The sequence below is a fragment of the Dehalobacter sp. TeCB1 genome (assembly GCF_001707455.1).
Taxonomy (GTDB): domain Bacteria; phylum Bacillota; class Desulfitobacteriia; order Desulfitobacteriales; family Syntrophobotulaceae; genus Dehalobacter; species Dehalobacter restrictus.
In genome coordinates this window covers 116,716-143,458 of the sequence record NZ_MCHF01000010.1, presented here as the reverse complement: position 1 = coordinate 143,458, position 26,743 = coordinate 116,716, and the positions used below count along the sequence as shown (strand labels likewise).

At 46.2% G+C, this 26,743-nt stretch carries 24 protein-coding genes and 1 riboswitch; of the genes, 22 read left to right on the top strand and 2 right to left on the bottom strand.

Features of this window, described 5'->3' with window-relative positions:
- The first annotated feature begins 363 nt into the window (after positions 1 to 363).
- The gene (locus A7D23_RS03265) at positions 364 to 4,737 is read left to right on the top strand and encodes a 2-hydroxyacyl-CoA dehydratase (protein ID WP_019225045.1); all 4,374 of its coding nucleotides are present in this window, start codon (positions 364 to 366) and stop codon (positions 4,735 to 4,737) included.
- 84 nt (positions 4,738 to 4,821) lie between these two features.
- Here A7D23_RS03265 and A7D23_RS03260 read toward each other — a convergent pair whose 3' ends face one another.
- Positions 4,822 to 5,031, bottom strand: coding sequence for an alpha/beta-type small acid-soluble spore protein (locus A7D23_RS03260; RefSeq protein ID WP_020491935.1), 210 nt, complete (start codon positions 5,029 to 5,031; stop codon positions 4,822 to 4,824).
- A gap of 143 nt (positions 5,032 to 5,174) precedes the next feature.
- Between A7D23_RS03260 and rlmH the strand changes: the two genes are divergently transcribed.
- The 19 genes from rlmH to A7D23_RS03165 all read left to right on the top strand — a co-directional run bounded on the left by rlmH (position 5,175) and on the right by A7D23_RS03165 (position 23,074).
- Complete coding sequence (gene rlmH / locus A7D23_RS03255) at positions 5,175 to 5,654, top strand: 23S rRNA (pseudouridine(1915)-N(3))-methyltransferase RlmH (protein ID WP_199269268.1); 480 nt, start codon at positions 5,175 to 5,177, stop codon at positions 5,652 to 5,654.
- A gap of 100 nt (positions 5,655 to 5,754) precedes the next feature.
- A riboswitch (cobalamin riboswitch) is annotated at positions 5,755 to 5,949 on the top strand.
- Between the two features lie 132 nt (positions 5,950 to 6,081).
- Positions 6,082 to 6,822, top strand: a complete 741-nt coding sequence (locus A7D23_RS03250; protein ID WP_025206232.1) for an energy-coupling factor ABC transporter permease — start codon at positions 6,082 to 6,084, stop codon at positions 6,820 to 6,822.
- A gap of 2 nt (positions 6,823 to 6,824) precedes the next feature.
- Entirely contained in the window at positions 6,825 to 7,166 is a 342-nt protein-coding gene (locus A7D23_RS03245) for an energy-coupling factor ABC transporter substrate-binding protein (protein WP_025206231.1), read from the top strand.
- Positions 7,150 to 7,941 (top strand): cobalt ECF transporter T component CbiQ, encoded by a 792-nt coding sequence (gene cbiQ / locus A7D23_RS03240; RefSeq protein ID WP_025206230.1) that lies wholly within the window; start codon positions 7,150 to 7,152, stop codon positions 7,939 to 7,941. The genes A7D23_RS03245 and cbiQ overlap by 17 nt, the downstream gene beginning before the upstream one ends.
- Positions 7,941 to 8,819, top strand: a complete 879-nt coding sequence (locus A7D23_RS03235) for an ATP-binding cassette domain-containing protein (protein ID WP_038603431.1) — start codon at positions 7,941 to 7,943, stop codon at positions 8,817 to 8,819. Before cbiQ ends, A7D23_RS03235 begins: the two co-directional genes overlap by 1 nt.
- 19 nt (positions 8,820 to 8,838) lie before the next feature.
- Positions 8,839 to 10,047 (top strand): cobalt-precorrin-5B (C(1))-methyltransferase CbiD, encoded by a 1,209-nt coding sequence (cbiD, locus tag A7D23_RS03230; protein ID WP_025206228.1) that lies wholly within the window; start codon positions 8,839 to 8,841, stop codon positions 10,045 to 10,047.
- On the top strand, positions 10,044 to 10,745 hold the full coding sequence (gene cobI, locus A7D23_RS03225) for a precorrin-2 C(20)-methyltransferase (RefSeq protein ID WP_025206227.1): 702 nt from the start codon (positions 10,044 to 10,046) through the stop codon (positions 10,743 to 10,745). The genes cbiD and cobI overlap by 4 nt, the downstream gene beginning before the upstream one ends.
- Positions 10,742 to 11,527 (top strand): precorrin-4 C(11)-methyltransferase, encoded by a 786-nt coding sequence (gene cobM / locus A7D23_RS03220; RefSeq protein ID WP_020491943.1) that lies wholly within the window; start codon positions 10,742 to 10,744, stop codon positions 11,525 to 11,527. Before cobI ends, cobM begins: the two co-directional genes overlap by 4 nt.
- Positions 11,524 to 12,582 (top strand): cobalt-precorrin 5A hydrolase, encoded by a 1,059-nt coding sequence (locus A7D23_RS03215; RefSeq protein ID WP_019225042.1) that lies wholly within the window; start codon positions 11,524 to 11,526, stop codon positions 12,580 to 12,582. Before cobM ends, A7D23_RS03215 begins: the two co-directional genes overlap by 4 nt.
- A complete protein-coding gene (gene hemA, locus A7D23_RS03210; RefSeq protein WP_019225041.1) occupies positions 12,572 to 13,813 on the top strand; it encodes a glutamyl-tRNA reductase in 1,242 nt (413 codons plus the stop codon). Before A7D23_RS03215 ends, hemA begins: the two co-directional genes overlap by 11 nt.
- A gap of 8 nt (positions 13,814 to 13,821) precedes the next feature.
- Positions 13,822 to 14,550 (top strand): precorrin-3B C(17)-methyltransferase, encoded by a 729-nt coding sequence (cobJ, locus tag A7D23_RS03205; RefSeq protein WP_019225040.1) that lies wholly within the window; start codon positions 13,822 to 13,824, stop codon positions 14,548 to 14,550.
- Positions 14,547 to 15,878, top strand: a complete 1,332-nt coding sequence (gene cobK, locus A7D23_RS03200; protein ID WP_019225039.1) for a precorrin-6A reductase — start codon at positions 14,547 to 14,549, stop codon at positions 15,876 to 15,878. Before cobJ ends, cobK begins: the two co-directional genes overlap by 4 nt.
- A gap of 62 nt (positions 15,879 to 15,940) precedes the next feature.
- Positions 15,941 to 16,837 carry a hydroxymethylbilane synthase gene (hemC, locus tag A7D23_RS03195; RefSeq protein WP_019225038.1) on the top strand — a complete coding sequence of 299 codons (897 nt, stop codon included), beginning with the start codon at positions 15,941 to 15,943 and terminating at the stop codon, positions 16,835 to 16,837.
- Positions 16,838 to 18,340: a uroporphyrinogen-III C-methyltransferase gene (cobA, locus tag A7D23_RS03190; RefSeq protein ID WP_019225037.1), complete on the top strand. Its 1,503-nt coding sequence runs from the start codon at positions 16,838 to 16,840 to the stop codon at positions 18,338 to 18,340.
- A gap of 10 nt (positions 18,341 to 18,350) precedes the next feature.
- Positions 18,351 to 19,337 carry a porphobilinogen synthase gene (gene hemB, locus A7D23_RS03185; protein ID WP_025206226.1) on the top strand — a complete coding sequence of 329 codons (987 nt, stop codon included), beginning with the start codon at positions 18,351 to 18,353 and terminating at the stop codon, positions 19,335 to 19,337.
- Between the two features lie 30 nt (positions 19,338 to 19,367).
- Positions 19,368 to 20,645: a glutamate-1-semialdehyde 2,1-aminomutase gene (hemL, locus tag A7D23_RS03180; RefSeq protein WP_019225035.1), complete on the top strand. Its 1,278-nt coding sequence runs from the start codon at positions 19,368 to 19,370 to the stop codon at positions 20,643 to 20,645.
- An 85-nt stretch (positions 20,646 to 20,730) separates the two neighbouring features.
- Entirely contained in the window at positions 20,731 to 21,126 is a 396-nt protein-coding gene (locus A7D23_RS03175) for a CbiX/SirB N-terminal domain-containing protein (RefSeq protein ID WP_019225034.1), read from the top strand.
- Positions 21,114 to 22,382 carry a bifunctional cobalt-precorrin-7 (C(5))-methyltransferase/cobalt-precorrin-6B (C(15))-methyltransferase gene (locus tag A7D23_RS03170; protein ID WP_019225033.1) on the top strand — a complete coding sequence of 423 codons (1,269 nt, stop codon included), beginning with the start codon at positions 21,114 to 21,116 and terminating at the stop codon, positions 22,380 to 22,382. Before A7D23_RS03175 ends, A7D23_RS03170 begins: the two co-directional genes overlap by 13 nt.
- Before the next feature lie 65 nt (positions 22,383 to 22,447).
- Positions 22,448 to 23,074 carry a precorrin-8X methylmutase gene (locus tag A7D23_RS03165; protein WP_015044961.1) on the top strand — a complete coding sequence of 209 codons (627 nt, stop codon included), beginning with the start codon at positions 22,448 to 22,450 and terminating at the stop codon, positions 23,072 to 23,074.
- 218 nt (positions 23,075 to 23,292) lie between these two features.
- On the opposite strand, the gene A7D23_RS16350 is transcribed toward A7D23_RS03165, so the two are convergent.
- Positions 23,293 to 24,552, bottom strand: a complete 1,260-nt coding sequence (locus tag A7D23_RS16350; protein ID WP_019225032.1) for an AraC family transcriptional regulator — start codon at positions 24,550 to 24,552, stop codon at positions 23,293 to 23,295.
- A gap of 257 nt (positions 24,553 to 24,809) precedes the next feature.
- On the opposite strand from A7D23_RS16350, the gene A7D23_RS03155 reads away from it, so the two are divergent.
- Together A7D23_RS03155 and A7D23_RS03150 are read left to right on the top strand one after the other, a co-directional pair.
- A complete protein-coding gene (locus A7D23_RS03155) occupies positions 24,810 to 25,256 on the top strand; it encodes a chemotaxis protein CheW (protein ID WP_019225031.1) in 447 nt (148 codons plus the stop codon).
- Positions 25,257 to 25,272: 16 nt separating this feature from the next.
- The gene (locus A7D23_RS03150; protein ID WP_019225030.1) at positions 25,273 to 26,424 is read left to right on the top strand and encodes a methyl-accepting chemotaxis protein; all 1,152 of its coding nucleotides are present in this window, start codon (positions 25,273 to 25,275) and stop codon (positions 26,422 to 26,424) included.
- The last annotated feature ends 319 nt before the right edge of the window (positions 26,425 to 26,743 follow it).

Genomic DNA, 26,743 nt, shown 5'->3' with positions numbered 1-26,743 from the left:
TATTATAACACATTACCACAAATTGCTCAATACTAAATAGCAATAATTTGACGATTTTCTAACAAAAAAAGCCCTGTTTTCAAGGCTTTCAAAGATTTTAATATTTATGCAAGTGTCAAAGACCCGGACTGCCGCCAAAAGCTTGGCGGCAGCCACATTTTCTATAGGGATAGGCACTTTTCCCGGCATTCTCATACAATAATAAGGACGAGATGCTAAGCAGGACGAGACACAGGGCCGGACAGAAAAAGTTGCTATTTTGTTACACAGATGAAACCTGATATAATAGAGTCTGATGCTAAAGGATTAAAACGCTGTTTTTTATAGATTGAGCAGGCTGTTTAAATAGAAGGAGACAGGTGAATGACGAAACAAATGCATATCGGACTGGATGTCGGTTCGACCACCGTTAAAATTGCAATACTTGATGAAAAAGATAACTTGGTTTTCAGCAGTTACCAAAGGCATTTTTCAGATGTCCAGCATACAGTCAGCAACCTTCTGCAAAAGATTTACAGTCAGTTCCGCAATGAAAAAGTCACCATGAACGTGACAGGTTCAAGCGGTATGTCCACTTCCGAACAGGTTGGGATTCCTTTTATTCAAGAGGTCATTGCCTGCCAAAAAGCTGTTGAACGATTTATTTCGGATACGGATGTCGCGATAGAACTGGGCGGCGAAGATGCCAAGATCACATATTTTGGGGAATCGCCCGAACTCAGGATGAACGGTACCTGCGCCGGCGGGACAGGTGCGTTTATTGATCAAATGGCTATCTTGCTGAAAACCGACGCTGCGGGTCTCAATGAACTGGCTTCGCATCATCGGGAGATTTATCCGATTGCTTCGCGCTGCGGGGTTTTTGCTAAAACAGATATTCAACCGCTTTTAAACGAAGGTGCGGCCAAGGAAGATATTGCCGCCTCAATTTTTCAGGCTGTCGTGAATCAGACCATTGCGGGTTTAGCCTGCGGCAAACCAATCCGGGGCAATGTGGCATTTCTGGGCGGACCGCTTTCTTTCCTGCCTGAACTGCGCCAGCGCTTTATTGAAACCTTGAAGCTTAAACCGGAAAATATTATCGCGCCAGATAATGCTCAGTTTTTTGTGGCGATTGGGGCAGCCTTGGCTTCGAAACAGAGCGAAGTCTGTGATCTTCACGTGATCTATGAGAACATCCCGAATCTGCATAATTCGGATTCAGCCACTACCCTGCTCCAGCCTTTGTTTGCCAGTGAAGAAGAGTATGAAGCCTTCAGTCAGAGGCACCGGGGAAATTCCGTCGCGAAGAAACTGCTGGCTGAAGCCAGTGGAACCTGCTTTTTGGGCATCGATGCCGGATCGACCACGACGAAACTTGCCCTGATCGATGGAGATGGCAATTTGCTTTATTCCCATTATGGAAGCAACGGAGGAAGTCCGTTAAAATCTACGGTTTCTGCTCTGCAAAAGCTTTATCAGGCTTTGCCGTCTGGAGCCACGATTGGCGGTTCCGTCGTGACCGGTTATGGAGAAGCCCTGCTAAAGGCTGCCCTCAAAGTTGATCACGGAGAAATAGAAACGGTTGCCCACCTTAAGGGCGCCGAATATTTTCTGCCCGGTGTTGACTTTATCCTCGATATCGGTGGCCAGGACATGAAATGCATGCAGATCCGCGACGGCGTTATTCACAATATCATGCTGAATGAAGCATGTTCTTCGGGCTGTGGGTCGTTTATCGAGACGCTGGCCCAGTCCCTAAGTTTATCTCTCTCGGAATTTGTGCAAAGAGGTTTATTTTCCAAGACCCCGGTCGATTTGGGTACCCGTTGCACCGTATTTATGAATTCCAAAATCAAACAGGTCCAAAAAGAAGGCGCGGATATCGGCAGCATCGCGGCCGGGATCTCGTATTCAGTCGTCAAAAATGCGTTGTACAAAGTCATCCGCTTGCACAATTCTTCCGAAGTTGGCAAGAAAATCGTTGTTCAGGGCGGAACGTTTAATAACGATGCTGTTTTAAGAAGTTTTGAACGTGTCACCGGCCGCCAGGTCATTCGTCCGGACATTGCCGGTATCATGGGCGCGTTCGGAGCAGCTCTTATCGCCCGCGACCATTATCAGGCCGGAGAACAGACTACCCTGCTTGGTGAAAATGAACTGGAGGATTTCCATACCGAGACCCGTACGCGCCACTGTGGCTTATGCGGCAATAATTGCCTGCTGACGGTCAACCAATTCTCGGACGGCAGGGAGTTTCTGACAGGAAACCGCTGCGAACGCGGAGCCGGACTGGAAAGCACCTCTGAGGATATTCCGAACCTTTTTGCCTATAAATATGAGCGTCTTTTTGCCTATAAACCACTGAAGAAGGAAGAAGCAGCCCGTGGCGAGATCGGGATTCCACGGGTCCTGAATATGTATGAGCATTATCCGTTCTGGTATACGCTGCTAACGGAGCTCGGTTTTAGAGTTATTTTGTCCGGCCGCTCCTCGAAAAAGATATTTGAGCTCGGCATGGAGACCGTAGCTTCCGAGTCGCTGTGCTATCCGGCCAAACTGGCCAACGGGCATATTAAGGACCTTCTGAACAAAGGGGTCAAGCGGATTTTTTATCCGTGCCTTCCGAGGGATGAAAAAGAGCTGGCTGGTGCCAATAATAATTACAACTGCCCGATTGTCACTTCTTATCCGGAATCCCTTCATGCCAATGTGGATGAAATAAGGAACAAAGAAGTTGCGTTTATTTTCCCGTTCCTGCCGATTGATGATATGGCACGTTTAAAAGTTCGGATCTATGAAGAATTTAAAGCGATAGGTATAACACGACAAGAGGCAGCAAGTGCTGTAGATAAGGCTTTTGCCGAAAGAGATGCTGTTCGCCAGGACCTCAGAAACAAAGCGGAAGAAGTATTGGACTATTTGCAAAAGAACAACCTGAAAGGCATCGTACTTGCCGGTCGGCCGTATCATACCGATCCGGAGATTAACCACGGGATTCCAGAGATGATTACCGGTCTGGGGATCGCTGTGCTGACTGAAGATTCTGTCGCTCATCTTGGTCAGGTGGAAAGGCCTCTGCGCGTCCTCGACCAATGGGTTTACCACTCCAGGCTGTATGCGGCAGCAAGTTTTGTGGCAAGCAGGGATGACTTGGAACTTGTCCAATTGAATTCGTTCGGATGCGGACTGGATGCCGTCACCACGGATCAGGTTCAGGAGATACTGCACCAGTACAGAAAGACCTATACCCTGGTCAAAATTGATGAGATCAATAATCTGGGCGCTATTCGTATCCGGATACGGTCATTGCTCGCTGCAATGAAGGAAAGAGACAAAAAAGAAATTCATGCGCATAAGCTTTTTGAGACACCCAAAAGAGTCATGTTTACAGAAGAAATGAAGCATGAGTATACGATTCTTTCTCCGCAGATGGCACCGATCCATTTTGAACTGATTGAAGAAGCCACCCGTTTGGAAGGCTATAAGATAGAGATTCTGCCTGATGTCGAGATGGATGTCGTCGAACAGGGACTTCTGCATGTGCATAACGATGCCTGCTATCCGTCAATCTTAGTTGTCGGTCAAATTATGGCGGCGCTGAAATCAGGCCGTTACGACCTAAACAAGACGGCAGTTATCATGTCGCAAACAGGCGGCGGCTGCCGGGCCAGTAATTATATTGGCTTTATCCGTAAAGCCTTAAAAGATGCCGGCATGGAACAGATTCCGGTTATTTCCCTTAATGCCGGCGGTCTGGAGTCCAATCCCGGGTTCAAACTTTCCATGAAGATGATCAAGCGTTGCGTGATGGCTACGGTTTATGGCGATCTGCTGATGCGCGTAACCAATGCCATACGACCCTATGAGAAAAATAAAGGAGAAACGAATGATCTCCTGGCCAAATGGCTGAAGGACCTGAAGCCGACCCTGGCTGCGATGAACCTGCGGGAATATCACCGGAATATCCGCCGGATTATCAAGGACTTTGATCATATTGAAATCTCCAATGTCAAAAAACCAAAGGTTGGAGTGGTTGGCGAGATCCTCGTCAAATTTCATCCATTTGCCAATAACTTTATTGTCGATGTCCTGGAAAAGGAAGGCGCCGAAGCCGTTCTGCCGGACCTGATGGATTTCTTTATGTACTGTGCGTATGGAACGATATTCAGAAGAAAAGAACTCGCTGGCTCACTGAAAAGCGAGCTTATCAGCCGCTATATTATCTGGCGGTTGGAAAACTACCGCCGGGTAATGAAACGCACTCTGGCGAAGAGCAACCGTTTCCATCCTCCCAAATCGATTTATGAGTTGGCCGATATGGCCGGCAAAATCATGCATCTCGGACATCAGACCGGCGAAGGCTGGTTCCTGACCGCGGAAATGCTGGAACTGATAGAAAGCGGAGCAACAAACGTCACCTGTCTGCAGCCGTTTGCCTGCCTGCCAAATCATATCACGGGTAAAGGGATGGTCCGCGAACTTAAACGGCGCTACCCGCTGGCGAATATTGTGCCAATCGATTACGATCCGGGTGCCAGCCAGGTGAATCAGATCAACAGAATTAAACTGATGCTTTCAGTCGCTTTCAAAAATATGGAAAAGGCGGCAGCAGTCAATAATGCCAATACAAACAATAGAAATAAAATGAATAACAACGCCGGGCAAATGCAATCTGCACCCGGCGAGGGAGCGGCAGCTTTGCATAACACTGAAGAAGGTACAGAGCAGTCGTATTCCGAACAGAAGATTATATAACAAAAAACCTCTTCAGTATTGTAGGCTGAAGAAGTTTTGAATATTTATTGAAGTAGATTAGGAATACTAAATGAGTCCGTTATTCTATTTCATCTGCTGTTTGGCATAGGCGATCATTTTTTTGACCATCTGGCCGCCGATCGGGCCTCCTTCCAGACCATTCTGTCTGGCAGTAACATCGCCTTTATAGTGATCGTTATTTTCCCTTACAAAATCAAGATGGCCGATTTCAGCCGCAGCCTCCATTTTTAGATTCTGCAGCAGCTTTTTTTTGCTTTCATTTGTTTTGCTCATTTTTTTTCACCTCCATCAATATTATTAACACTTTTGAAAAAAATCTTCATTGTAAATAATCCAATATCAGAGAGATTTAACCTTCAAGTTTTTGATTGCAAATGTTTGGAGCAAACATAGTGACTGGAGTTGGAGAAAACATGCTGCAGATCAAAGTTCTAGCGGTAGGGAAAATCAAAGAAAAATATTTAAAAGAAGGGCTGAAGGAATACGCCAAGCGTCTTGGCGCGTACATCCGGCTTGAGATGATTGAAGTTGAGGACGAACCATGCCCCGAAAGGGCATCAGCTGCCGACGAAGCAAGAGTAAAACAGAAAGAAGCTGAAAAGGTTCTTAAATTAATTTCACCTCAGGATTATGTGGTTTTGCTGGATCTTCTGGGAAAGGAACTTTCTTCACCCGAACTTGCCGTTTTGTTTGATGAAAAAGGGCTTTCAGGCCAGAGCCGGATCACTTTTGTGATTGGCGGATCTCTTGGTACGGCAGATGAAATCCGAAAACGCGCCGATTACCGGTGGTCGTTCTCGAAGCTTACCTTTCCGCACCAGATGATCAGGCTTATCCTGCTGGAGCAGATTTACCGGGCGTGCAAGATCAGCAAAGGGGAACCCTACCACAAATAGAATTGATGGAGGTAAAGATACTTCAATTAATATGTTCAAGGCTAAAGTAAAAATAATATTGATTCCTTGTCGAAAGAGCGATATAATGAATCAGGATTAAAACTGAATAGGCAGAACAGGTGTTGAATGAAGCTGATAAGCGTACCATTCAATGAATAAGGAAAGTCGGGTAGAAGCCCGCGCGGTCACGCCGCTGTGAAAGTGGAGTTCTTCAGGTATACCACTGGGAAACTGGGAAGGTCTGAAGATCGATGATGCTTAAGCCAGAAGACCTACCTGTTTTAGTGTCTCACCATATACTCTACGAGTGATAGAGAGGGGGATGTTATGTGCAAGACTACCGAGGAAAACTTCCTAGCATATGAGCCTCTCGACGTAAGATGTTGAGAGGTTTTTTGTTTCATATCTTATATAGGAGAGTTTGACGATGATAAATAAAAAGATTTGGATAATGGGTCTCGTACTTATGTTTATGTTCTTGCCCCAGCAGACATATGCCATGCATATCATGGAGGGCTTCCTTCCTGCGGGTTGGTGTATTACCTGGGGTGCTTTGGCAATACCTTTTGTTCTGGCAGGTTTTTTTTCTATCAGAAGAACTGTTGGAGAGCATCCCAAAACATTAATGCTTTTGGCGATGGCAGGCGCCTTTGCTTTTGTTTTGTCTTCCCTGAAGATTCCTTCCGTTACAGGAAGCAGTTCGCATCCTACGGGGGTTGGCTTTGGCGCTATCTTGTTCGGACCAACCGCAATGGCCGTAATTGGCCTGATCATACTGCTGTTTCAGGCTGTTTTACTGGCTCATGGCGGATTGACAACATTGGGAGCAAATACTTTTTCGATGGGCATTGTGGGGCCGCTGGTGGCTTTTGCTACATACAAAATTGTGAAGAAAGCAAATGGACCGCAGTGGCTTGCCGTGTTTCTCGCTGCCGCACTTGGGGATTTATTAACTTACGTCACGACATCGGTGCAGCTTGCACTGGCGTTTCCTGCTGGAACAGGCGGCGCTATGGCATCACTTACCAAGTTTTTAGGTATTTTTGCCTTAACGCAAGTACCATTGGCGATCAGTGAAGGTATTTTGACAGTGCTAATATTTAAGGCGATTTCATCCTATGCCGGGGATGAGCTTAAAGACTTAAAAATACTTTCAAAGGGGGTCTGAAAATGTCTGTAGAAACGATGAAACCGAAGAATAAAAATCGGGTTATCATCACAAATATTATTTTAATTACGATTGTCATAGCGCTTGCTGTTGTACCCCTCATTGTGCAAAAAAATGCGGAATTTGCTGGAGCTGACAGCCAAGCTGAACAAGCTATAACAGAACTTAACGGGAATTACCAGCCCTGGTTCTCACCGATTTGGGAGCCGCCCAGCGGAGAAATTGAAAGCTTGTTGTTTGCGCTTCAGGCAGCTGTCGGAGCAGGTGTTTTGGGCTACGGGTTAGGTTATCTGCGGGGTCGTAAGAAAAAGGAAGAACCGGTAAACAATGATTTACATCGATAAATACGCTTATTTATCCAAGCTTAAACAAACAAATCCATTGCAAAAGCTAGTCTTAGCCGTTTCGGTTTTGGGGGTCTGTCTCTGGGCTGATTCCGTTGCGGTGTCAATCTTGACGCTCCTGATCATGGGGTGGTATACCGTTTGCAAAGGTGGTACCCCTGTTGGAATTTTTATTAGACTGATGCTTGTCCCGCTTTCCTTTTTAGTGATCGGCGTTTTAACCATTGCGGTCAATGTTTCAGGGGACAAAGATGTTTTTGTATTCTCTGTATATGCATTTGGCATGTATATCGGGGTGTCGCAGTCCGGTATTCTAAGTGCGGCAAATCTGTTTTTTAAAGCGCTTGGCGCGGTTTCCTGTCTGTATTATTTATCGCTGAGTACACCAATGGTAGACCTGTTGGCAGTTCTTCGGAAGCTTAAAGTTCCAAGACTGATGGTTGAATTGATGGGACTGATCTACCGGTTTATTTTTGTATTTTTGGAAATGGCAGACACCATGTTTACGGCACAGAATTCCCGCTTGGGCTATGCGGGGCTTTCTTCCGGATACCGTTCATTGGCGGCTCTGGCTTCGTCACTTTTTATCCGGTCTTATCAGAGGGCGGATGAACTGTATATTGCGCTTGAAGCCAGGGGATATGACGGTGAGCTCAGTGTGATCCATGAGCAGGCGGAGACTCATTGGACAGAATATATTCCGATTGTGCTGATTAACCTATTCCTGATTGCAGTTGCGCTGTTTTCCAAACAATTGACAGGAGGCTTGCTATAATGGCCGAAAATGGCTTGATTGAAAATGTGGAGGCTAAAAATATCTTGGAAGTCAGAAATCTCCACTACATCTACAGTGATGGAACCCAGGCCTTAAAGGCCCTGTCACTCGGGATTAAACAGGGGAAAACGACGGCAGTCCTCGGAAGCAACGGTGCTGGAAAATCAACGTTGCTGCTTTCCTTTAACGGCATCAATAAGCCTTCAGGCGGCGAAGTTCTATTCAAGGGCCTGCCGCTGGATTATTCAGTAAAAGGTCTCAAACAGCTTCGAAAATCTGTTGGCATTGTTTTTCAGGATCCGGACAAGCAGTTGTTTTCAGCCAGTGTCTATCAGGATATCTCCTTCGGCGCGATGAATCTAAAGCTGCCTGAGGAGGAAGTCCGCAGAAGGGTGGATCTAGCCATGAAGAGAACCGGGATATCCCACCTGAAAGACAAGCCCACACACAGCCTCAGTTTTGGCCAGAAAAAACGTGCAGCCATTGCCGGCGTTCTGGTGATGGAGCCGGAAGTGCTTATTCTGGATGAACCGACCGCAGGGCTTGACCCACTCGGAGTCAGTGAGCTAATGAAGCTGCTCAGAAAACTGCAAATTGAGCTGAATTTGTCCGTCGTGATCTCAACGCACGACATCGATATCGTACCACTTTACTGTGATTATGCGTATGTCGTCGATGACGGCAGGCTTGTAATGGAAGGTACGCCTCAGGAAGTGTTTTCGCATCCGGAGGAAATCAGAAGGATTAATCTCAGACTCCCAAGAATTGGGCATCTTATGGAGATTTTGCATGATAAAGACGGCTTTGAATTTGCCCAGCCTGCCAATACCATATCTGAGGCCAGAAAAGCTTTAATTAACTGGAAAGATACAAACTGATTGAAGGAATATAAAAATAATGAATCATGACATCCACCATCTAAACGATGAACAAAACAGTCCACAAAACAATCCACAAAACAATCAATCCGGTGAACTCTTTGTCATCAAACAGAATAAGAGGCTGAGATGCGGCTTTACTACGGGATCCTGTGCGGCTGCTGCTGCCAAGGCTGGGGCGGTAATGCTGCTCTCAGGAGACCTGTGTACAGAAATAGCCATTGCGACACCGAAGGGAATACCGGTTGCGATGCAGGTGCTGGAAGTTCGGAGAGACAGGGACCAGGTGACGTGTGCTGTAAAAAAGGACAGCGGCGATGACCCAGATGTGACCAACGGCATCCTTATTTTTGCGACGGTCGCCAGAGCGAACCATAATAATATTCAGGTCGATGGCGGCCAGGGCGTCGGCAGAATCACTAAGCCCGGGCTTGCCTGTCCTATAGGAGAACCGGCCATCAATCCTGTTCCCAGAAGCATGATTATGGCGGAGGTGGCGAAAGTCTGTGCCGAGTACGGTTATGAGGGAGGCCTGGAAATTACGATATCAGTTCCGGAAGGGGAGGCCATTGCCAGAAAAACCTTTAACCCGCGGCTGGGCATTGTTGGCGGAATCTCTATTCTGGGAACAATAGGGATTGTCGAGCCGATGAGCGAAAAGGCCCTGATCGATACGATTCGACTGGAGATGAATCAGCAGAAAGAAAAGGGCTGCAGAGATCTGCTGGTCTGCCCTGGAAATTACGGTGAAACTTTTGTCCGCAGTACGCTGGGGCTGGAGAGTTCTCTGATCCACTGCAGCAATTATATCGGTGAAATGCTGGATTTTACTGTGGAATTAGGCTTTGACGGCCTGCTGCTGATCGGACATGCCGGAAAATTGGTCAAGCTGGCAGCGGGCATTATGAATACCCACTCCCGCTATGCGGACTGCCGCATGGAAGTTATCGCCGTACATGCTGCCTTACACGGCGCAGGGAAGGAGACAGTCAAAGAAATTATGGCTAGCCTGACAGCGCCGCAGGCCGTTACGGTATTAGACCGGCACGGGCTTAGAAGCCAGGTATTTGAGTCCATCATGTTAAAAATTGATGAATATGTGAATTACCGCCTGCAGAATAAGGTGAAAGCCGGTGTGATCCTGTATTCCAATGAACAGGGTATCCTGGGCAAAACACCGCAGGCGGATGAAATAGTCAATAAAATAAAAAGGATGAAGCCATCATGAAAGCAGCATTATACGGAATAGGCGTAGGTCCGGGAGACTTTGAACTGATGACCTTAAAGGCCGTCCGGATCATCAGCGAGACAGAGCTTATTGCTGTTCCGCGCACGGATGAAAAAGAAATGACCGCCTGGAATATTGCCAAGCAGGCTGTGGACCTCTCCACAAAAGAAATACTGGAACTTTACATGCCGATGACACGGGATGCCCAAATGCTGGAGCAAAGCCATCAGGAAGCAGCTGAACAGATCATTGACCAGCTCAAACAAAACAAATCTGTGGCTTTTCTTACGCTGGGGGATCCATCGATCTATTCCACATATATTTATCTGCATAACCGGGTTTTGGAAGCAGGCTATGATGCCCGGCTGATTCCGGGGGTCCCGTCCTTCTGTGCTGTAGCAGCAAGACTCAATGTGCCTCTCTGCGAGGGTGCCCAGCCGCTGCACATTATCCCCGCATCCTATGAAGGATCCTTTGATTACCTGGACTGGGGCGGAACCAAGGTGCTGATGAAATCAGGAAAGGAATTTGGCAAGGTTAAGGAAGAGCTTATCAGCAAAGATCTGGTTAAGCATACCCAGATGGTGGAATGCTGCGGGATGCCGTCAGAGAGAGTTATAAAAGATATCAGTGCAGCCGAGGGGAAAGCAAGCTATTTTTCCACGATCATTGTGAAAGAAAAGGAGATTGTCAGATGATTTATTTTATTGGGGCCGGTCCGGGCGCGGTAGATTTAATCACGGTTCGCGGAAAGACGCTTTTGGAACAGGCCGATGTTGTGATTTATGCAGGCTCGCTGGTCAACCCGGAGCTATTGAATGTTACGAAGAAGGAATGCACCGTTTACGACAGTGCCGGGATGACACTGGAAGAGGTGCTTGCTGTGATGGTTCCTGCCACCCGGGCAGGTAAACTGGTCGTGCGTCTGCATACCGGCGATCCAAGCATTTACGGGGCGATCCGTGAGCAGATGGATCTGCTTGATGCCGAGGGCCTGTATTACGAAGTCGTACCTGGAGTCAGCTCGTTTTTCGGAGCTGCTGCCTCCTTGAAGAAGGAGTATACATTGCCGGATATCAGCCAAACTGTAATTATTACCCGCATGGAAGGAAGAACCCCGGTACCGCCTAAGGAAGACATTGCTCTCCTGGCGTCGCATCAGGCGACCATGGCAATTTTCTTAAGTACAGGGATGCTGGAAAACTTAAGTACCAAGCTTATGGAAGGCGGTTACGCCGCTGACACTCCGGCAGCGATTGTTTATAAGGCAACCTGGCCGGATGAGAAGCAGTTCCGCTGTACGGTAGGGACATTGGCGAGAACAGCTAAAGAGAACCATATTACCAAAACGGCCTTGATTCTAGTGGGCAGATTTTTGGGAAACGACTTCGAAAGATCTAAACTTTACGATCCGGCATTTACGCATGAATTCCGGGAAGGAAACGATCCACTGCCTTCTTGGACCGAGGATTTGAAATGAAGATAAGCATCCTGGCTTTTACCGCCAATGGAGTCGCTCTCAGCCTGAAAATAAAAGAGCTGTTGGATGCTCAAGGTAATCATACCGCCTGCTATCAGCCGGAAAAACTTACCGGGGCCGTCAATACAGCCGGCATGGCAGAGCCCATTGCCCCGGATTTAAAGGTGTTCACAGGCAGACAGTTTGCAGAAAAAGATGCGCTAATTTTTGTTGGGGCCTGCGGGATTGCCGTCAGGGCAATCGCCTCCTTTGTTCAGGACAAGACGAAAGATCCGGCCGTTTTATGTATTGACGAAAAGGGACGGTTCGTTATACCGCTCCTCTCCGGCCACATCGGCGGCGCCAACATGCTGGCGGACAGGATATCCGAAGCGCTAAACGCAATCCCTGTGATAACGACTGCAACGGATATAAACAGGCTTTTTTCGGTCGATGAATGGGCAGCTTTCCATGACGCCTGGATTTCGGATCTGAAAGCAGCGAAAGAAATTTCGGCACGACTATTGGCAGAAAAGCCGGTCGGGTTTTATAGCGAGCTGGACATAGAAGGAGAGATGCCGCGTTTATTGGAGAAGAATGAAAACAACATGGATATTGGCATTTGTGTTTCTCTGAATGACAGATTAGAACCCTATCCCATAACGCTGAATATCGTTCCCCGGACGGTGTATCTCGGAATTGGCTGCCGAAGGGGTACGCCGCTGCAGCGTATTGAGGATCTTGTCCTTGAGCAGTTGAGCAGGAACAGCATCAGCTTTCAGGCCATTGCGGGTATTGCCAGTATTGACCTCAAAACAAAAGAACAGGGGCTGCTTGATTTTGCCGCAAAAAATAATCTGCCACTGCATTTTTTTAGTTCAGATGAACTTCTTTCCGTACCAGGCAAGTATACAGAATCGGAATTTGTAAGTAGTATTACCGGTGTCGGCAATGTCTGTGAGCGGGCTGCCTTAATGGTAAGCGCAGGCGGAGGGCTGATTAGCCGAAAAGTATCCGGGAATGGTGTAACAATAGCTCTTGCTCAGAAGGAATGGAGGGTTAGCTTTGAATATTAGAATGATCGGGATCGATCATGAAAAAGCATCATTAAAGGAACGCGAAATGTTTGCCTTTACACCGATTCAAAGCAGACAGGCCATGGAGGCTGCTGTAAATAATTATGGTGTGGAAGGCGCTGTAATTATATCCACCTGCAACCGTACGGAGCTATGGGTCAGCGAAAATGAAGGATCTCTAGTTAATTTGAAAGAAATTCTCTACGGTCTGAAGCGAATTGAGAAGGAAGACAGGGATAAATATGAGCGCTTATTTGTTATTCGGCAGTCCCGTGAGGCCTTTGTTCACCTCTTTCAAACTGCCTGCGGATTGAAGTCTCAGATTTGGGGAGAAAGCCAAATTTTGTCCCAAATTAAAAAAGCCATTGAAGAGGCCAGAGAGACAGGTACTGCTGACCTTTATCTGGAAAAACTTTTTCAGATGGCCATAACCTCAGCGAAGAAGGTAAAAACACAGATTCAGCTGACGACGACGGATGTATCGGTAGCAACGAAAGCTCTGGAGCGGATCCAGGAAGTCTTTCCTGACTTGGGGGAAAAGCGGTGTCTGGTCATTGGCAACGGCGAAATGGGAAAGATTGTCGCCGCGCAGCTTGCAGACTGCGGGGCGGAGGTTTTGATCACCTTGAGGCAGCGTAAACACGGGGCTTATTTATTGCCGAAACAATGTACGGGCGTGGATTACGAAAAACGCCACACGGTGATAGCCGACATGGATGTGGTGGTAAGCGTGACGTCCAGCCCACATTATACGATTAAAGCTGATGCCTTAATTCCAGCCCTGGCGCAGAATCACAGGCCAAGAATCTTTTGTGATCTGGCAGTACCGAGGGATATCGAACCGAAGGTCGGGGATATGGAAAATATTACGTTACTGGATATGGACAATCTGGGTCTCGGGAAGGCAGAGCTCAGAAACCAGAACGCTTTAGCAGCGGCTTATGAAATTATTGATGAACATATCGACAAATTTATAGAATCATTTGAAATCCGCAGTTATCTGCCGCTCCTGCAAAGCATATCCAATTCAACATCGGAAAGGATATGCCGGAATTTGCAAAAAGATCTTGCGTACCTGAATTTAAGCGACCAAGACAAAGCATCCTTTGAAAACAGGTTGGCGCAAGTGGCAGAAAAGGCAGTAAGTTCGGTGCTATTTGGGTTTAGGGACAGTATTGACCGGGATCTGTGGGATGAATGTTTTACAAATTTAGAGAAAGTAGTTAGGTAAGAAGGGCAATGAAAATATATGTCGTAGGATTAGGGCCAGGCGGACCGGAACAAATGACAAACCGTGCACAGGAAGCACTTAGAAAAAGTGATATTTTAGTCGGGTATACGCTTTATATCGATTTAATCAAGGATCAGTTCCCGGATAAAAAGTTTATTGCTACGCCGATGAAGAAAGAGGTAGATCGCTGCAGGACCGCGGTTGAAAAGGCGCTGGAAGGCGCAACGGTTGCTGTGGTCTCGAGCGGGGATGCCGGAGTTTATGGCATGGCGGGAATCGTACTGGAGCTTGCAGAGCCGTATCCTTTCCTTGAGGTCGAAGTGATACCAGGAATCACAGCGGCCTGCAGCGGTGCAGCTGTTCTCGGAGCGCCACTCATTCATGACTTTGCAGTCATCAGCCTCAGCGATCTATTAACGCCGTGGGAGAAGATCGAAGCCAGGCTTGCAGCGGCAGCCCAGGGAGACTTTGTCATTGTACTATACAACCCATCGAGTATCAAAAGGCACGATTATTTGAAAAAGGCTTGCGATATTGTGATGCGCCATCAGGATGCTGACCTGCCGGCGGGCATTGTCCGCAGCATTGGCAGAGAGGGCGAGAATTATGAAATTGTCTCCAGCCTGACTGAATTGAGAGAAAAGAAAGTTGATATGTTTACGACTGTCATCATCGGGAATTCACAGACAAGGGTAATCAACAACAAACTGGTGACACCGAGAGGATATAAGAAATGATGAAAATGCCGGTATTTTGGATCATTGCCGGGACAACTGAAGGCAGGGAGCTGATTGATGAGCTGCGGCGAAGTAATGCAAAAGTGTATGTTTCAGTGGCCACGGATTATGGCAGGGAGCTGATCGAACCGTATCAAAATCTTCACATCCAAGCGCGACGTTTGGACCGGGAAGAAATGATCGCCTTCATTCGGGAGGTTCAGCCGGACTGTGTCATTGATACAACACATCCTTACGCCCGAATTGTCACGGACAATATCTGCGAAGCTTGCCGCGAAACCGCAACGGACTATATCCGTCTGCAAAGGGAACCGGGCAGATTGGTCTCGAATAATCCGTCATTTAACGCAAATATATTGGAAAACATGATTTATGCGGACAACAGCGAGGATGCGGTACGGGTATTAAATGATAAGACCGGGAACATCTTTCTGAGCTGCGGAAGCAAGGAGATTGAAACGTTTACCGGAATCAAGGACTATCAGGAGCGGGTATTTGCCAGGGTCCTTCCGATGCAGGATGTAATGGAGAAGTGTGAAAAGCTGGGCTTTAAGAAGTCTAATATAAGCTATATGCAGGGCCCATTTTCCAAAGAGCTGAACATTGCCATGCTGAAAGCATCCCAAGCAAGATTTCTGGTGACAAAAGACTCCGGAGAGACCGGAGGATTCCAGGAAAAAATTGAAGCAGCGCGCGAGCTGGGAATTACAGTGATTCTAATCAGGCGGCCGGAACAACTGGAGATATTGAAACGTTCGGGTAAAATAGATGAGAAAGAAGATGCGCAACAGCATACGTTTTACAACAAGGAACAGATTTTGCAGAAGCTTGCCAGGGACTATTCTCTGGAACAGCGTCCGAATCAGCCTTGGTTTCCGCTTTTTGTTTCTCTTCAGAATAAAAAGATTGTTGTCTTCGGGGGCGGAAAGATTGCGGCAAGAAGAATCAGAACATTACTGCCGTTTGATGCCAACATTACCGTGATTACGCCTGAACTTGTCCCGGAGCTTAAACAAGAATTGGCAGGTAATGAAAAAGTCACTTTGCTCTGTCGCAAGTATCAGGAAGGGGACTGTAATGGGGCTGACCTGGTTCTGGCAGTAACCAATGAAACACAAGTAAACCGTCAAATTGCCGAAGAATGCACCCGGTATGGAATCCCTGTCAGTGTCGCAGATCGTAAGGAGCTATGTACGTTCTATTTCCCGGCAGTGGTCAGGAAGGGAAATATGGTGATTGGACTCACGGCCAGCGGGGAAGACCATGCGAAGGTCAAGAAGACGGCAGAAAAGCTGAGGCTATACATGAATGAACGCATGGAATTGTAATCACAAAAGGAAACAAAAAACAGTTATTAACTTTTGACTAAAACGGAAATAGAGGTAGCCGAATGGGAAAAAGAAAAATAATCATCGGTAGCCGGGAAAGCAGGCTGGCGGTGATCCAGTCGCAAATTGTTATGGAACAAATCAGGAAAAATCATCCGGAACTGGAACTGGAACTTATTACTATGAAGACCACAGGGGACATAATCTTGGAACAGACGCTGGACAAAATTGGCGGAAAAGGTCTTTTTGTGAAAGAACTGGACAGGGCGCTCTGTCAAGGTGTAATTGATATCGCTGTTCACAGTTTAAAGGATATGCCGGCAGAAATACCGGAGGACCTGCCGATTACGGCATTTTCTAAAAGAGAAGATCCTCGGGACGTACTGGTTCTGCCGCAGGGGACAGGATCTATAGAAAATCTAGACAAAGAAAAGGCTGTTGGCTGTTCCAGCGCACGCCGAACAATCCAGTTTTTAGATCTGTATCCCGGTTTAGATGTCAAGCCTGTGCGGGGCAACGTACTTACCCGGCTCAAAAAGCTGGACGAGGGTGAATTCAGTTCTCTGCTGCTGGCTTTCGCAGGACTTAAGCGGCTGTCACTGGAAAACCGTATCAGTAGGGTGTTTTCCACTGAGGAAATGATCCCCTCTGCCGGACAGGGAATCCTGGCGATTCAGGGCAGAAAAGGCGAGGATCTCAACTTTTTGGCGTGTATCAACGACAAAGATGCTCAGACGGCAGCCCTGGCTGAAAGAGCCTTTATTCAAAAACTTGACGGCGGGTGCAGTTCACCTGCTGCGGCATTTGCCGAAGTGCATGGTACAGAAGTCAGGATCACCGGCCTCTATGTCGATGTTGAAACCGGTGAAAAGGCCAAAGGCAGCATGACCGGCGACCGCAGGGATGCGGCGGGAATAGGATACAGGTTGGCAACGAGACTATTTGCGGAGGTAAGATAAATGGAGCAAAAGAGAACAGGGAAAGTTTGGCTGGTTGGGGCAGGCCCGTCTGATGCAGGACTGCTCACCGTAAAAGGGCTGCGTGTTCTTCAGAATGCAGAGGTTGTCATCTACGACAAGCTCGTAGGTATTGAAATCCTTAATTTAATCCCTAAAGACGCAAAAAAAATAGATGTCGGCAAGCTGCCGACCTATCATCGTATTCCGCAGGACGAGATCAACCGGATTCTGTTGGAAGAAGCCCTGGAAGGCAGGACAGTCGTTCGTCTGAAGGGCGGAGATCCGTTTATGTTCGGACGTGGCGGAGAGGAATTGGAACTGCTTCATGAACATCAGGTTCCGTTCGAGGTAGTACCGGGGGTAACATCGGCCATCGCGGTTCCTGCTTATGCAGGAATTCCGGTAACCCACAGGGACTTTTGTTCTTCCCTGCATATCATTACAGGACATACAAAAGAGGGCGAGACTCCGAATATTGATTTTCAGGCTGCTGTAAACATGAAAGGAACATTGGTATTCCTGATGGGAGTATCGGCGATCGAAAGTATTTCCGAAGGGCTGCTGGATGCTGGAATGGCTTCGGATATGCCGGCGGCGGTTATCGAAAGAGGGACGACAGCAAGACAGCGCAAGCTTCTGACAACAGTCGGCAACCTGCCAGGTGACGCTGCAAAGGCGGAAATCCGCAACCCATCTGTTATCGTAATCGGCCAGGTCTGTTCCTTGTCCGAGAACTTCGAATGGGCAGGGGAGCGTCCGCTTGCAGGTAAACGTGTCGTGGTAACACGTCCGGAAAAGCTTAATTCCGTCCTTAGTCAGAAGGTGCGAGATCTTGGCGGGGAAGCTTTGGAATTCCCATGTATCCAAACCAGACCAATAAGCGACAATAAAGCATTTAATGCTGCACTGGAGCGGATCAAAGAATATAACTGGCTTGTTTTTTCCAGCGCGGCCGGCGTAGAGGTTCTCTTTGACAGAATGCTCGAAACGGGGAGAGACATCCGCGACCTGTACGGGATTAAGATCGCGGTTATCGGAGCCGGAACGGCCAAGGTGTTTACCCAGCGCGGCATTCGCATTGAGTATATGCCAGAAAGCTATAACGTCGCCAGCCTTGCCAGCGGCCTCGTCAACGTTCTGGCACCTGGAGAAAAAGTGTTGGTCTTACGGGCCAGGGAAGGATCGGAAGATCTAAACCGCATTTTTGATCAAGCTGCAATCTGCTATGAAGATATTCCGGTTTATGACACGTTCTATGAATCAGATAGCAACATTTTTGCGAAAGAAGCGATCTTATCTTATGATTTTGATTATGCTGCATTTACAAGTGCTTCGACAGTAGGCGGATTTGTCAATGCCCTGCCGCAGCTTAATTTTGAAAAAGTAACGGCAGTTTGTATCGGTGAAGAAACAGCCAAAGCCGCCCGAAGCCATGGGATGAAGTGTGTTGTTGCCGAAAAGGCAACATTGGATAGTATGATCGAGGCGATTGCTCAGGAATAAGGAGGAATCTATAGAAGTGATCAGACCTAGAAGACTTAGAAAAGACAACGTTACCCGGGAGTTGGTACGTGAAACTCGTCTTTCTAAAAGTGCCCTGATCTACCCGATATTTATCAAGGAAGGCAGTGGAATTGAAGAAAATATCGCAGTGATGGACGGCCAGAAGCGCTACAGCCCGGACCGGGTTGAACATGCGGTGGAAACCGTCATCAAGGCTGGTATCGGCAGTGTTCTGCTTTTCGGGGTACCGGAGCACAGTCGCAAGGATGAGACCGGAAGTGAGGCCTATAACGAAAACGGTGCCCTGCAGCAGGCTGTTCGGAAAATCAAGTCGAGCTTTCCACAGATTAATGTCATTACAGATGTATGCCTTTGCGAATATACCAGTCACGGACATTGCGGCCTATTAAAAGGCAAGGAAGTGGATAATGACGGTACTCTGTCAATACTGGCCAAAGTGGCAGTATCCCATGCCCAGGCCGGTGCAGATATGGTAGCGCCATCCGATATGATGGATGGACGGGTACAAGCCATCCGCGAAGCGTTGGACCAACACCATTTTACGACCCTACCGATTATGTCCTATTCGGCCAAGTATGCATCCTCCTTCTATGGACCTTTTCGGGAGGCAGCCGGATGTGCACCGTCTTTCGGAGACCGGAAAACTTATCAAATGGATTATCATAATCTGCGGGAAGCCGTCCGGGAATCAGAACTTGATGTGCTGGAAGGGGCGGACATTTTGATGGTCAAACCGGCTCTGGCTTACCTGGATGTGATTGCCAAGCTCAAAGAGACGTTTGACCTTCCCCTGGCTGCTTACAGTGTCAGCGGAGAGTACAGCATGATCAAGACTGCAGCGAAGGCCGGAATGATTGATGAAGCCGCGATGATCTGCGAAACAACCGTGAGTTTTTTCCGGGCAGGAACCGATATGCTGATCACATATTTTGCACCGGAGATTGCGGCGTATATCAGTGAAGGAAGAATCGGTTAAGATTTTACAGTTAAAAGGCAGGTACAAGCTATGAAATCGGAAATATTATATGAAAAGGCTAAACAGCTGATGCCCGGCGGAGTCAACAGCCCTGTGCGTAATTTTCAGTCTGTCGGCGATACGCCGCGCTTTATCAGCCACGCCAAAGAGGCAAGACTCTATGATGTAGACGGTAACGAGTATATCGACTATATCGGCTCTTGGGGGCCGATGATCCTCGGACATGCCAACCCGGAAGTGCTCAAAGCAGTGACGGCAGCGGCTGAAAATGGCTTGAGTTTTGGGGCTGCTACAGAAGCAGAGGTCATGATGGCCCAATTGATCTTTGACCTAGTTCCGTCGATTGAAATGATTCGGATGGTCAATTCCGGAACAGAAGCAACGATGAGCGCAGTGCGTGCAGCCCGTGGCTTTACCGGTAGAAATAAAATCATAAAATTTGAAGGTTGTTACCATGGGCATAGCGATGCAATGCTGGTCAAGGCAGGATCAGGGGTTATGTCCTCCGGCGTACCGAGCAGCCTCGGTGTTCCTCCGGGATGCGCCGTTGATACCCTGACGGCGGTATTTAATGATATTGACAGTGTGCAGGCCTTATTTGAAAACAATAAAGACCAGGTTGCAGCAGTGATCGTTGAGCTTGTACCTGCCAATATGGGTGTTGTCCTGCCGAAGCCGGGTTTCCTGCAGGAACTGCAAAAGCTTTGTACTGAAAACAGCACATTGCTCATTGCCGATGAGGTTATTACCGGATTCAGGCTTGGTCTTGGCGGAGCCCAGGAACTGTTTGGAATCAAGCCGGATTTAACGGCTTTTGGAAAAATTATTGGCGGCGGCATGCCGGTCGGGGCATATGGCGGAAGAAAAGAAATTATGCAGCAGGTCGCACCCTGCGGAGGAGTCTATCAGGCAGGAACCTTAAGCGGAAACCCTGTGGCCATGGCTGCAGGCATTGCTCAACTGTCTATTCTTAAAAACAACCCGCAGATCTATACGCATATTGATAGTCTCTCAGCAAGACTAAGCAACGGATTACGGGAACTGATCAAAGCTAGAGGCCTAAAGGCGACGGTAAACAGTATCGGCTCGCTTTCAACGCTGTTGTTTACCGAACGGGAAGTCTATAATTATACCGATGCCTTGACCAGTGATACGAAGATGTATGGACGATTCTTCAGTGCCATGCTGGATCAGGGAATTTATCTTGCCCCTGCGCAATTTGAAGCGGTATTTATCTCTAATTCCCATACGGGAGTGGATATTGACCGGACGCTGGAGTGTGCAGAGAAGGCCTTAAGATCTCTCTAAATTTGAATAACCGATTTCATTAGAATACCAGGTAATGGAGTTAGAATTTTTAATTAAGGAATTTTTTTGGAAAGGGAAGAGTGCGATGACGGGAATTTTAATCTTAGCTCACGGTAGCAGACAAAGTGAAACGGAAAATACGCTGCAGAAAATCATTGAGATGGTTAAGGAAGAACTGAAGTCTGGACTCAATACTAATTTAATTGAATATGCGTTCTTACAATTCTCCGCTAACAATCTGGAAACTGGCCTGAAAAAACTTGTTGACCGGGGAGTTACAGAGATCAAGGTCATTCCGTATTTCCTGTTTGCTGGTATTCATATCCTGGAGGATATTCCGGCTGAAATTGATGAATTCTTGAAAGAATACCCCAATGTAAAAATCAGCTTTGGACAAACTTTGGGGGCAGATAAGAGACTTGCACAAATTGTTGTCGATCGGATAAAGGAAATGAGCGGTGACGCAAAATGCTGCAGCTGAACATCATTGGCATGGGCCCAGGCAATCTCCTGCAGCTGACTCGTGAGGCAGCGGAGGCAATAGAACGAAGCCAATGTCTGATTGGTGATAAGCGTATCCTGGCAGGATTGATGAACTTAGCAGATGGAAAAGACTTATATTATGCGACCCAGGATCGGCAGATCAGGGAACTTCTGCATACGCTGCAATCGGTCGGCACATGCTCCTATGAAGTTTCTGTTCTGGTATCTGGGGATGTTGGCTTCTACAGCCTGGCAAAGTCGCTCCTCGGTACTCTGGAATCCGAAAACCTCGTGGCTTCACCAAACATCCGCTTGATTTGCGGAATTGGATCACTTCAGTATTTTGCCTCGAAGCTCAGAACTGCCTGGGATGATGCCGTGATCTGCAGCCTGCATGGCAGAGCCAATAATATCGTTGGAAAAGTGACAAATAACAAGAAGGTATTCGTTCTGACAGGTGGAGACCAGAATCCGGAATCCATCTGCAGGAGACTGTGTGATTTCGGCTTAGCTCATGTCAAAGTAAGTATTGGTGAAAACCTATCTTATCCGGATGAGAGGATTTGCATCGGAAAGGCCCAAGAATTTATTGAACAGCCTTTCGCCTCACTGAGCGTCATGATAATCGAAAATGTTACGCCGCTGGACCGGGCCTGCATCACGCACGGGCTTCCAGATGAATGGTTTGTGCGTGGTGATGTGCCGATGACCAAACAGGAGGTCCGGGCGGTTTCTCTCTCTAAGCTACGTCTCCGCCAGGGTGATACCACCTACGACATTGGCGCCGGGACCGGTTCTGTTGCACTTGAAATGGCACTGCAGCAGTCGGATGGATTTGTCTATGCGATCGAAAAAAAAGATCAGGCGGTAGAGCTCATCCAAAGGAATAAAGAGAAATTCGGTGTAAAAAATCTTGTTGTTATCAAAAATACGGCACCGGACGGTATTGCAGAGCTTCCGCCCCCGGATAGGGTTTTTATCGGCGGCAGCAGCGGTAATTTGAAGGAAATACTCGATATGGTTTATGCCAAAAACCCGGTTGCGGGAATTGTTATCAATGCAATTACGCTGGAAACCCTGAATGAAGCCATGGATTACTATAACGATCAGACTGTTTATGACGTAGAGATTGTTCAAGTAATGGTCTCCAAAGCCAGAAAACTGGCGAATTATCATCTCTTTACGGGACAGAACCCAGTGTTTGTGTTATCGGTCTGGCCTGTTGGAGTAAGCATAGCGCATAAAGAAAGCTAAAATAAGCCATGGATCAAAATGCGCCCCCAAATATTAACCCAGAAAAAGTAGGAAGGTAAATAATCATGGAGCATCGATTTGAAAATGTACTGCCAGAGGAGATTGAAAAAAGAAGCTTTGAGATCATCACGGAAGAGCTTGGGGATATTCAACTGGATATGGAGAAAGCCCCAATCATCAAGCGGGTGATCCATACTTCGGCGGATTTTGATTATGTCCATAACTTGTGTTTTTCCGACAATGTCGTGCAGATTGCGCTTAGTGCCATTAAAAATGGGGCATCGATATTAACAGATACAAAAATGGCCAGCGTTGGAATTAATGCCGGCAAACTAGGCGCATATGGCGGAAAGGTTTACTGCTTTATATCCGATCAGGATGTAGCACAGGAAGCAAAGGAAAAGGGCAGCACACGCGCGGCTGTTTGCATGGAGAAGGCCAGTACCATTCCGGAACCGTTGATCATCGCCGTCGGAAATGCACCGACAGCACTGATCAGACTGGACCAGCTTATTCGCTCAGGACAGATTAAGCCGGTGCTGGTGATTGGAGTTCCCGTCGGCTTTGTCAACGTTGTGCAGTCTAAAGAGCTGATCATGCTTTCCGGCGTTCCCTATATCGTAGCCAGAGGCCGAAAAGGCGGAAGCAATGTTGCTGCAGCCATTTGCAATGCACTTCTTTATTCGCTCTAAATTTTGACCTATGGTCAAACGACACCTACACCTTGACAATTTGACATTGTAAGCCGTTAGGTGTGCCCGCGTATACGCCACGAAGCAAGAAACTTAAAGAAATCTCCGATATTGGAGATTAGATGACATCCGAATAAATAAAAGACTTGTTCCCAGAAATTTAATAATAGAGACTAAAAAACGTTCGGGCATTTAAGCAATGTGCCGGATGTTTTAATTTATCTTAAGAATCCTTTTTTTCGAAATTCTAGTGGGGTCATCCCAACTATGCCTTTAAAAATAGAATTAAAATGGTTTTGATAGTTATACCCCACCGCATCAGCAATCTCCTTAATGGGCTTATTGGAATTCAGCAAAAGATCCTTGCTTTGCTCAATCCGGATTTTATTAATATTGCCTGCAAGTGTTAAGTGTGTTTCTTTGTTTATTTGACTGGAAAGATATGAAGGGCTTAAGCTAAGATACCTGGCCAGCTGATTTAAAGTGATCTTTTCAGCATAATAACGTTTGATATACTGTAAAGCCCGGTTTATATGGATCGAATATTCCTTACAGGTTAAGACAGAAACGGCGTGTGTAAACACTTTAGAGATTTCTACCATTTGAATAATAATCTCTTCAGGTGAACTCTGTTTATTTATCTTGACAATAAAACGCTCCAGCAGAGACATCATCCGTTCATAGGGAGCATTTCCCTGAATGGCGTAAAGACAGCAGATGCTGCCTGTAATGATGCAATTTAATTTTAGGGAAGAAATATATTGCTCATCGTAGGCCCGTGTTTGCCATAGCAAGTCCCCGGATTTTCTGAGAAGCAGTTGTATTCCTTTTTCATCTCCGCGGATGATGTTATCTCTAGCACTCTTAAGAAAAAAATAAATCATGTCATAATGGCTTTTTCTATCCTCCTCCAGACAGGGATTAAGCAAATTCTTATATCCTGCCTTGGGATCTCTTTCTTCCCAGCAGTGAAAATTTTGCTTCGAGCCGACTAATGTCTTGATATTGGGTTTACATAACACAAGGAGAAATCTTCCTAGGTAATCAATACGTTTTAAAGTGGTCAAAGGCACTGTTTTCAATGCGGTCTTGAACTCCTGCTTTTTCTGAAAGGATAATAATTGAGACCTGAGAATATTATCCAGAACTATTTCTGGAGGATCATGAACGATGAGCGGCCCAGAAACCACCGCTCCTATTTTTTTTGTTTTGTACCCGATCATCACAATGTTATAGACAAAGAAGTTCTTGGTAATAACAGTATGATAAGTATTCAAGTCAAAAGAGTCTTGTTCAAACAAAGCTGTAAGAAAATTGATGATTTCACCAAACTCAAAATAGTCCATCAAGAATGTATAGTTGGATCCTCTTAGAATTGAAGGGCGATTAACCAGTGTTAACGGGATGTACAAGGTTGTAATTTCTGTAGCACCATAAAATGTTTCGACAATTTTTCTGACTATTTCTTTCTGCTGCATCACATTTTTCTCCTTTCCTCTTTTATCTAGTACGTTTAGCCAAATATTGTTTCAATTATCTAAATATTTTATCAATATTAATTATTTATAAAGCTATAATAATGTTTGTTGCTTTTTTCTTATTTTGGAAAAATATTTTAAATTTATTAAAAAAGTTTCTGTTTGGGATTATTAGCTTTAGTCTATCATTTTGATATAACCCATTTAAACGATAGCATAAAAAATACGATATAAATAACTATAAAAAAGGAGGTGATATGTTGAAAAATATTCAAATGGTGGTGTTTGCTGTGGGCAAAGAATATTACGGCATTGACATTTTTTGTGCCCAGGAAATAATACGAATTCCCAAAAACATTACCAAAGTGCCGAACATGCCTTCTTTCATAGAAGGTATGTTAAACCTCAGAGATCAGGTTATTCCCGTGGTAGACCTTAGAAAAAGATTTGGTGTTGAAAACACGGAAACAGAAAATGACAGCCGGTTGCTGGTACTTAACCTGGAAGGAATGCTTTTAGGCAATATTGTGGATGACGTTTCCGAGGTTCTGAGTGTAGGTGAAGAGTCCATCGAAAGCTTATATGTCGAAATTGCTCATTTAGGCAATAATTGCATCAAAGGGATCTGTAAAGTTGAGGATCGCTTGATTATGCTTCTGGATGTCACGAAATTAAAAAACGAAATATTTGCATCTGTTAGTTAAAAATGGAGGAACAAATATGATTAAGTTTTCGGCTTTAGATTCATGCAAATTCTTGGCAGAAACCCTAGGCCATTTGGTTCCGGGCGGAATTATGTTTTGCGTAACGGAAGGAGATACGGTTGTTTGGAGATTCTCTTCAGATTCTTTCCACTTAGATTCGTTTGAGGTCGGGAATCATGTTGAGAGCAACGGCGTGATGATGAATGCAGTGCGTAATAAAAAAACAGTCTCACAGAATGTTCCCCGGACCGTCTATGGTCAACGGCTCATCATTGTCGCTATGCCAATTATTGATGATACTGACAATGTTTTCGGTGCATTTTCTGTTTTTCTACCGAAATTACACCCTGTGGCTGCTGCCTTTAAGGATTTTGCTCCTGTTTTGGCTGAGATGTTCGATGAAGGTTCGGTTATTTACATGACGGATTTAACTCAAGTTGTTTACCGGCAGGCTTCTCAAAAATTTGATATATCATCTCTTCCTGTTGGTCATGCTATTCTGGAAGAAGATGTTGCTGCCCGGACCATCAAAACGAAAAAGCCTATTTCAAAAGAAGGTGGAGCAGAGATATATGGTTTCCCTGTTTTAGAAACAAATTACCCGCTCTTTGACGAAGACAATCCTGACGAAATAGTCGCTTCTCTGGGAGTCATTATCCCCAAAAAAACAGCAGCACACCTGCGCATTATTTCAGGAAATCTTGAAGACGGCTTGTCTGCAATTTCTGCAGCGATTGAAGAGCTCGCAGCGGAGGCTACGAGTATTCACTCCAACGAACAAAATCTGAACAACAATATTAAGGAAATTATCGGCCTTTCTGAAGAAATTAATAAGGTTTCTGTCTTCATAAAAGAAATAGCGGACGAGACAAAAATGCTTGGTCTGAACGCAGCAATTGAGGCCGCCCGAGCCGGGGAATCAGGCAGAGGATTTGGTGTTGTGGCGGAAGAAATAAGAAAGCTTTCAGAACAATCTAAGAGCACTGTTCCCCGGATCCAGGAATTAACGGATACCATCAAAGCTAAAGTGAATGATGCTGGAGATATGAGTAAAAGTTCATTGCATGCCAGCCAGGAACAGGCCGCAGCAACAGAACAAGTCACAGCAAGCATTGAGGAAATTACCGCAATGTGTGGAGAATTAAATGAGATGGCAAAGACTTTATAAGCTCAATTTATGGATGTTCCACATAGAACAAACCCTAAGCAAGAAGATGCTTAGGGTTTGTTGATATTATTGTTCATTTTTCTCCGGTTCTTTCTTTTGGGGGCATATTTGTCGTGCAGGGTATATGGTTGCCGTCTGACAAGGGCTTTCTTATGTTATACATGGATTGGCGCAGATCAGGCCGCTGTAGGGGCCTATGATTACCGGTTACGGGATTATTTTTTTCTAATGGGATATTTTTAAGCGAAGATATTTTGTATAATAAGATTCAAAGAGGGTATCAGAATGTTGGATATGTTCATCCTGGGACTGATTATTT

Excerpts from the sequence above, each read along its gene's own strand:
- A7D23_RS03155 (WP_019225031.1), top strand. The coding sequence starts at position 24,810 with ATGTTGAAAAATATTCAAATGGTGGTGTTTGCTGTGGGCAAAGAATAT.
- cobM (WP_020491943.1), top strand. The coding sequence starts at position 10,742 with ATGATTTATTTTATTGGGGCCGGTCCGGGCGCGGTAGATTTAATCACG.
- A7D23_RS03250 (WP_025206232.1), top strand. The coding sequence starts at position 6,082 with ATGATAAATAAAAAGATTTGGATAATGGGTCTCGTACTTATGTTTATG.
- hemC (WP_019225038.1), top strand. The coding sequence starts at position 15,941 with ATGGGAAAAAGAAAAATAATCATCGGTAGCCGGGAAAGCAGGCTGGCG.
- A7D23_RS03165 (WP_015044961.1), top strand. The coding sequence starts at position 22,448 with ATGGAGCATCGATTTGAAAATGTACTGCCAGAGGAGATTGAAAAAAGA.
- A7D23_RS03170 (WP_019225033.1), top strand. The coding sequence starts at position 21,114 with ATGCTGCAGCTGAACATCATTGGCATGGGCCCAGGCAATCTCCTGCAG.
- cobI (WP_025206227.1), top strand. The coding sequence starts at position 10,044 with ATGAAAGCAGCATTATACGGAATAGGCGTAGGTCCGGGAGACTTTGAA.
- A7D23_RS03175 (WP_019225034.1), top strand. The coding sequence starts at position 20,731 with ATGACGGGAATTTTAATCTTAGCTCACGGTAGCAGACAAAGTGAAACG.
- cobA (WP_019225037.1), top strand. The coding sequence starts at position 16,838 with ATGGAGCAAAAGAGAACAGGGAAAGTTTGGCTGGTTGGGGCAGGCCCG.
- A7D23_RS03215 (WP_019225042.1), top strand. The coding sequence starts at position 11,524 with ATGAAGATAAGCATCCTGGCTTTTACCGCCAATGGAGTCGCTCTCAGC.
- A7D23_RS03150 (WP_019225030.1), top strand. The coding sequence starts at position 25,273 with ATGATTAAGTTTTCGGCTTTAGATTCATGCAAATTCTTGGCAGAAACC.
- A7D23_RS03245 (WP_025206231.1), top strand. The coding sequence starts at position 6,825 with ATGTCTGTAGAAACGATGAAACCGAAGAATAAAAATCGGGTTATCATC.
- cobK (WP_019225039.1), top strand. The coding sequence starts at position 14,547 with ATGATGAAAATGCCGGTATTTTGGATCATTGCCGGGACAACTGAAGGC.
- cbiD (WP_025206228.1), top strand. The coding sequence starts at position 8,839 with ATGAATCATGACATCCACCATCTAAACGATGAACAAAACAGTCCACAA.
- cobJ (WP_019225040.1), top strand. The coding sequence starts at position 13,822 with ATGAAAATATATGTCGTAGGATTAGGGCCAGGCGGACCGGAACAAATG.
- cbiQ (WP_025206230.1), top strand. The coding sequence starts at position 7,150 with ATGATTTACATCGATAAATACGCTTATTTATCCAAGCTTAAACAAACA.
- A7D23_RS03260 (WP_020491935.1), bottom strand. The coding sequence starts at position 5,031 with ATGAGCAAAACAAATGAAAGCAAAAAAAAGCTGCTGCAGAATCTAAAA.
- hemL (WP_019225035.1), top strand. The coding sequence starts at position 19,368 with ATGAAATCGGAAATATTATATGAAAAGGCTAAACAGCTGATGCCCGGC.
- A7D23_RS03265 (WP_019225045.1), top strand. The coding sequence starts at position 364 with ATGACGAAACAAATGCATATCGGACTGGATGTCGGTTCGACCACCGTT.
- A7D23_RS16350 (WP_019225032.1), bottom strand. The coding sequence starts at position 24,552 with ATGCAGCAGAAAGAAATAGTCAGAAAAATTGTCGAAACATTTTATGGT.
- A7D23_RS03235 (WP_038603431.1), top strand. The coding sequence starts at position 7,941 with ATGGCCGAAAATGGCTTGATTGAAAATGTGGAGGCTAAAAATATCTTG.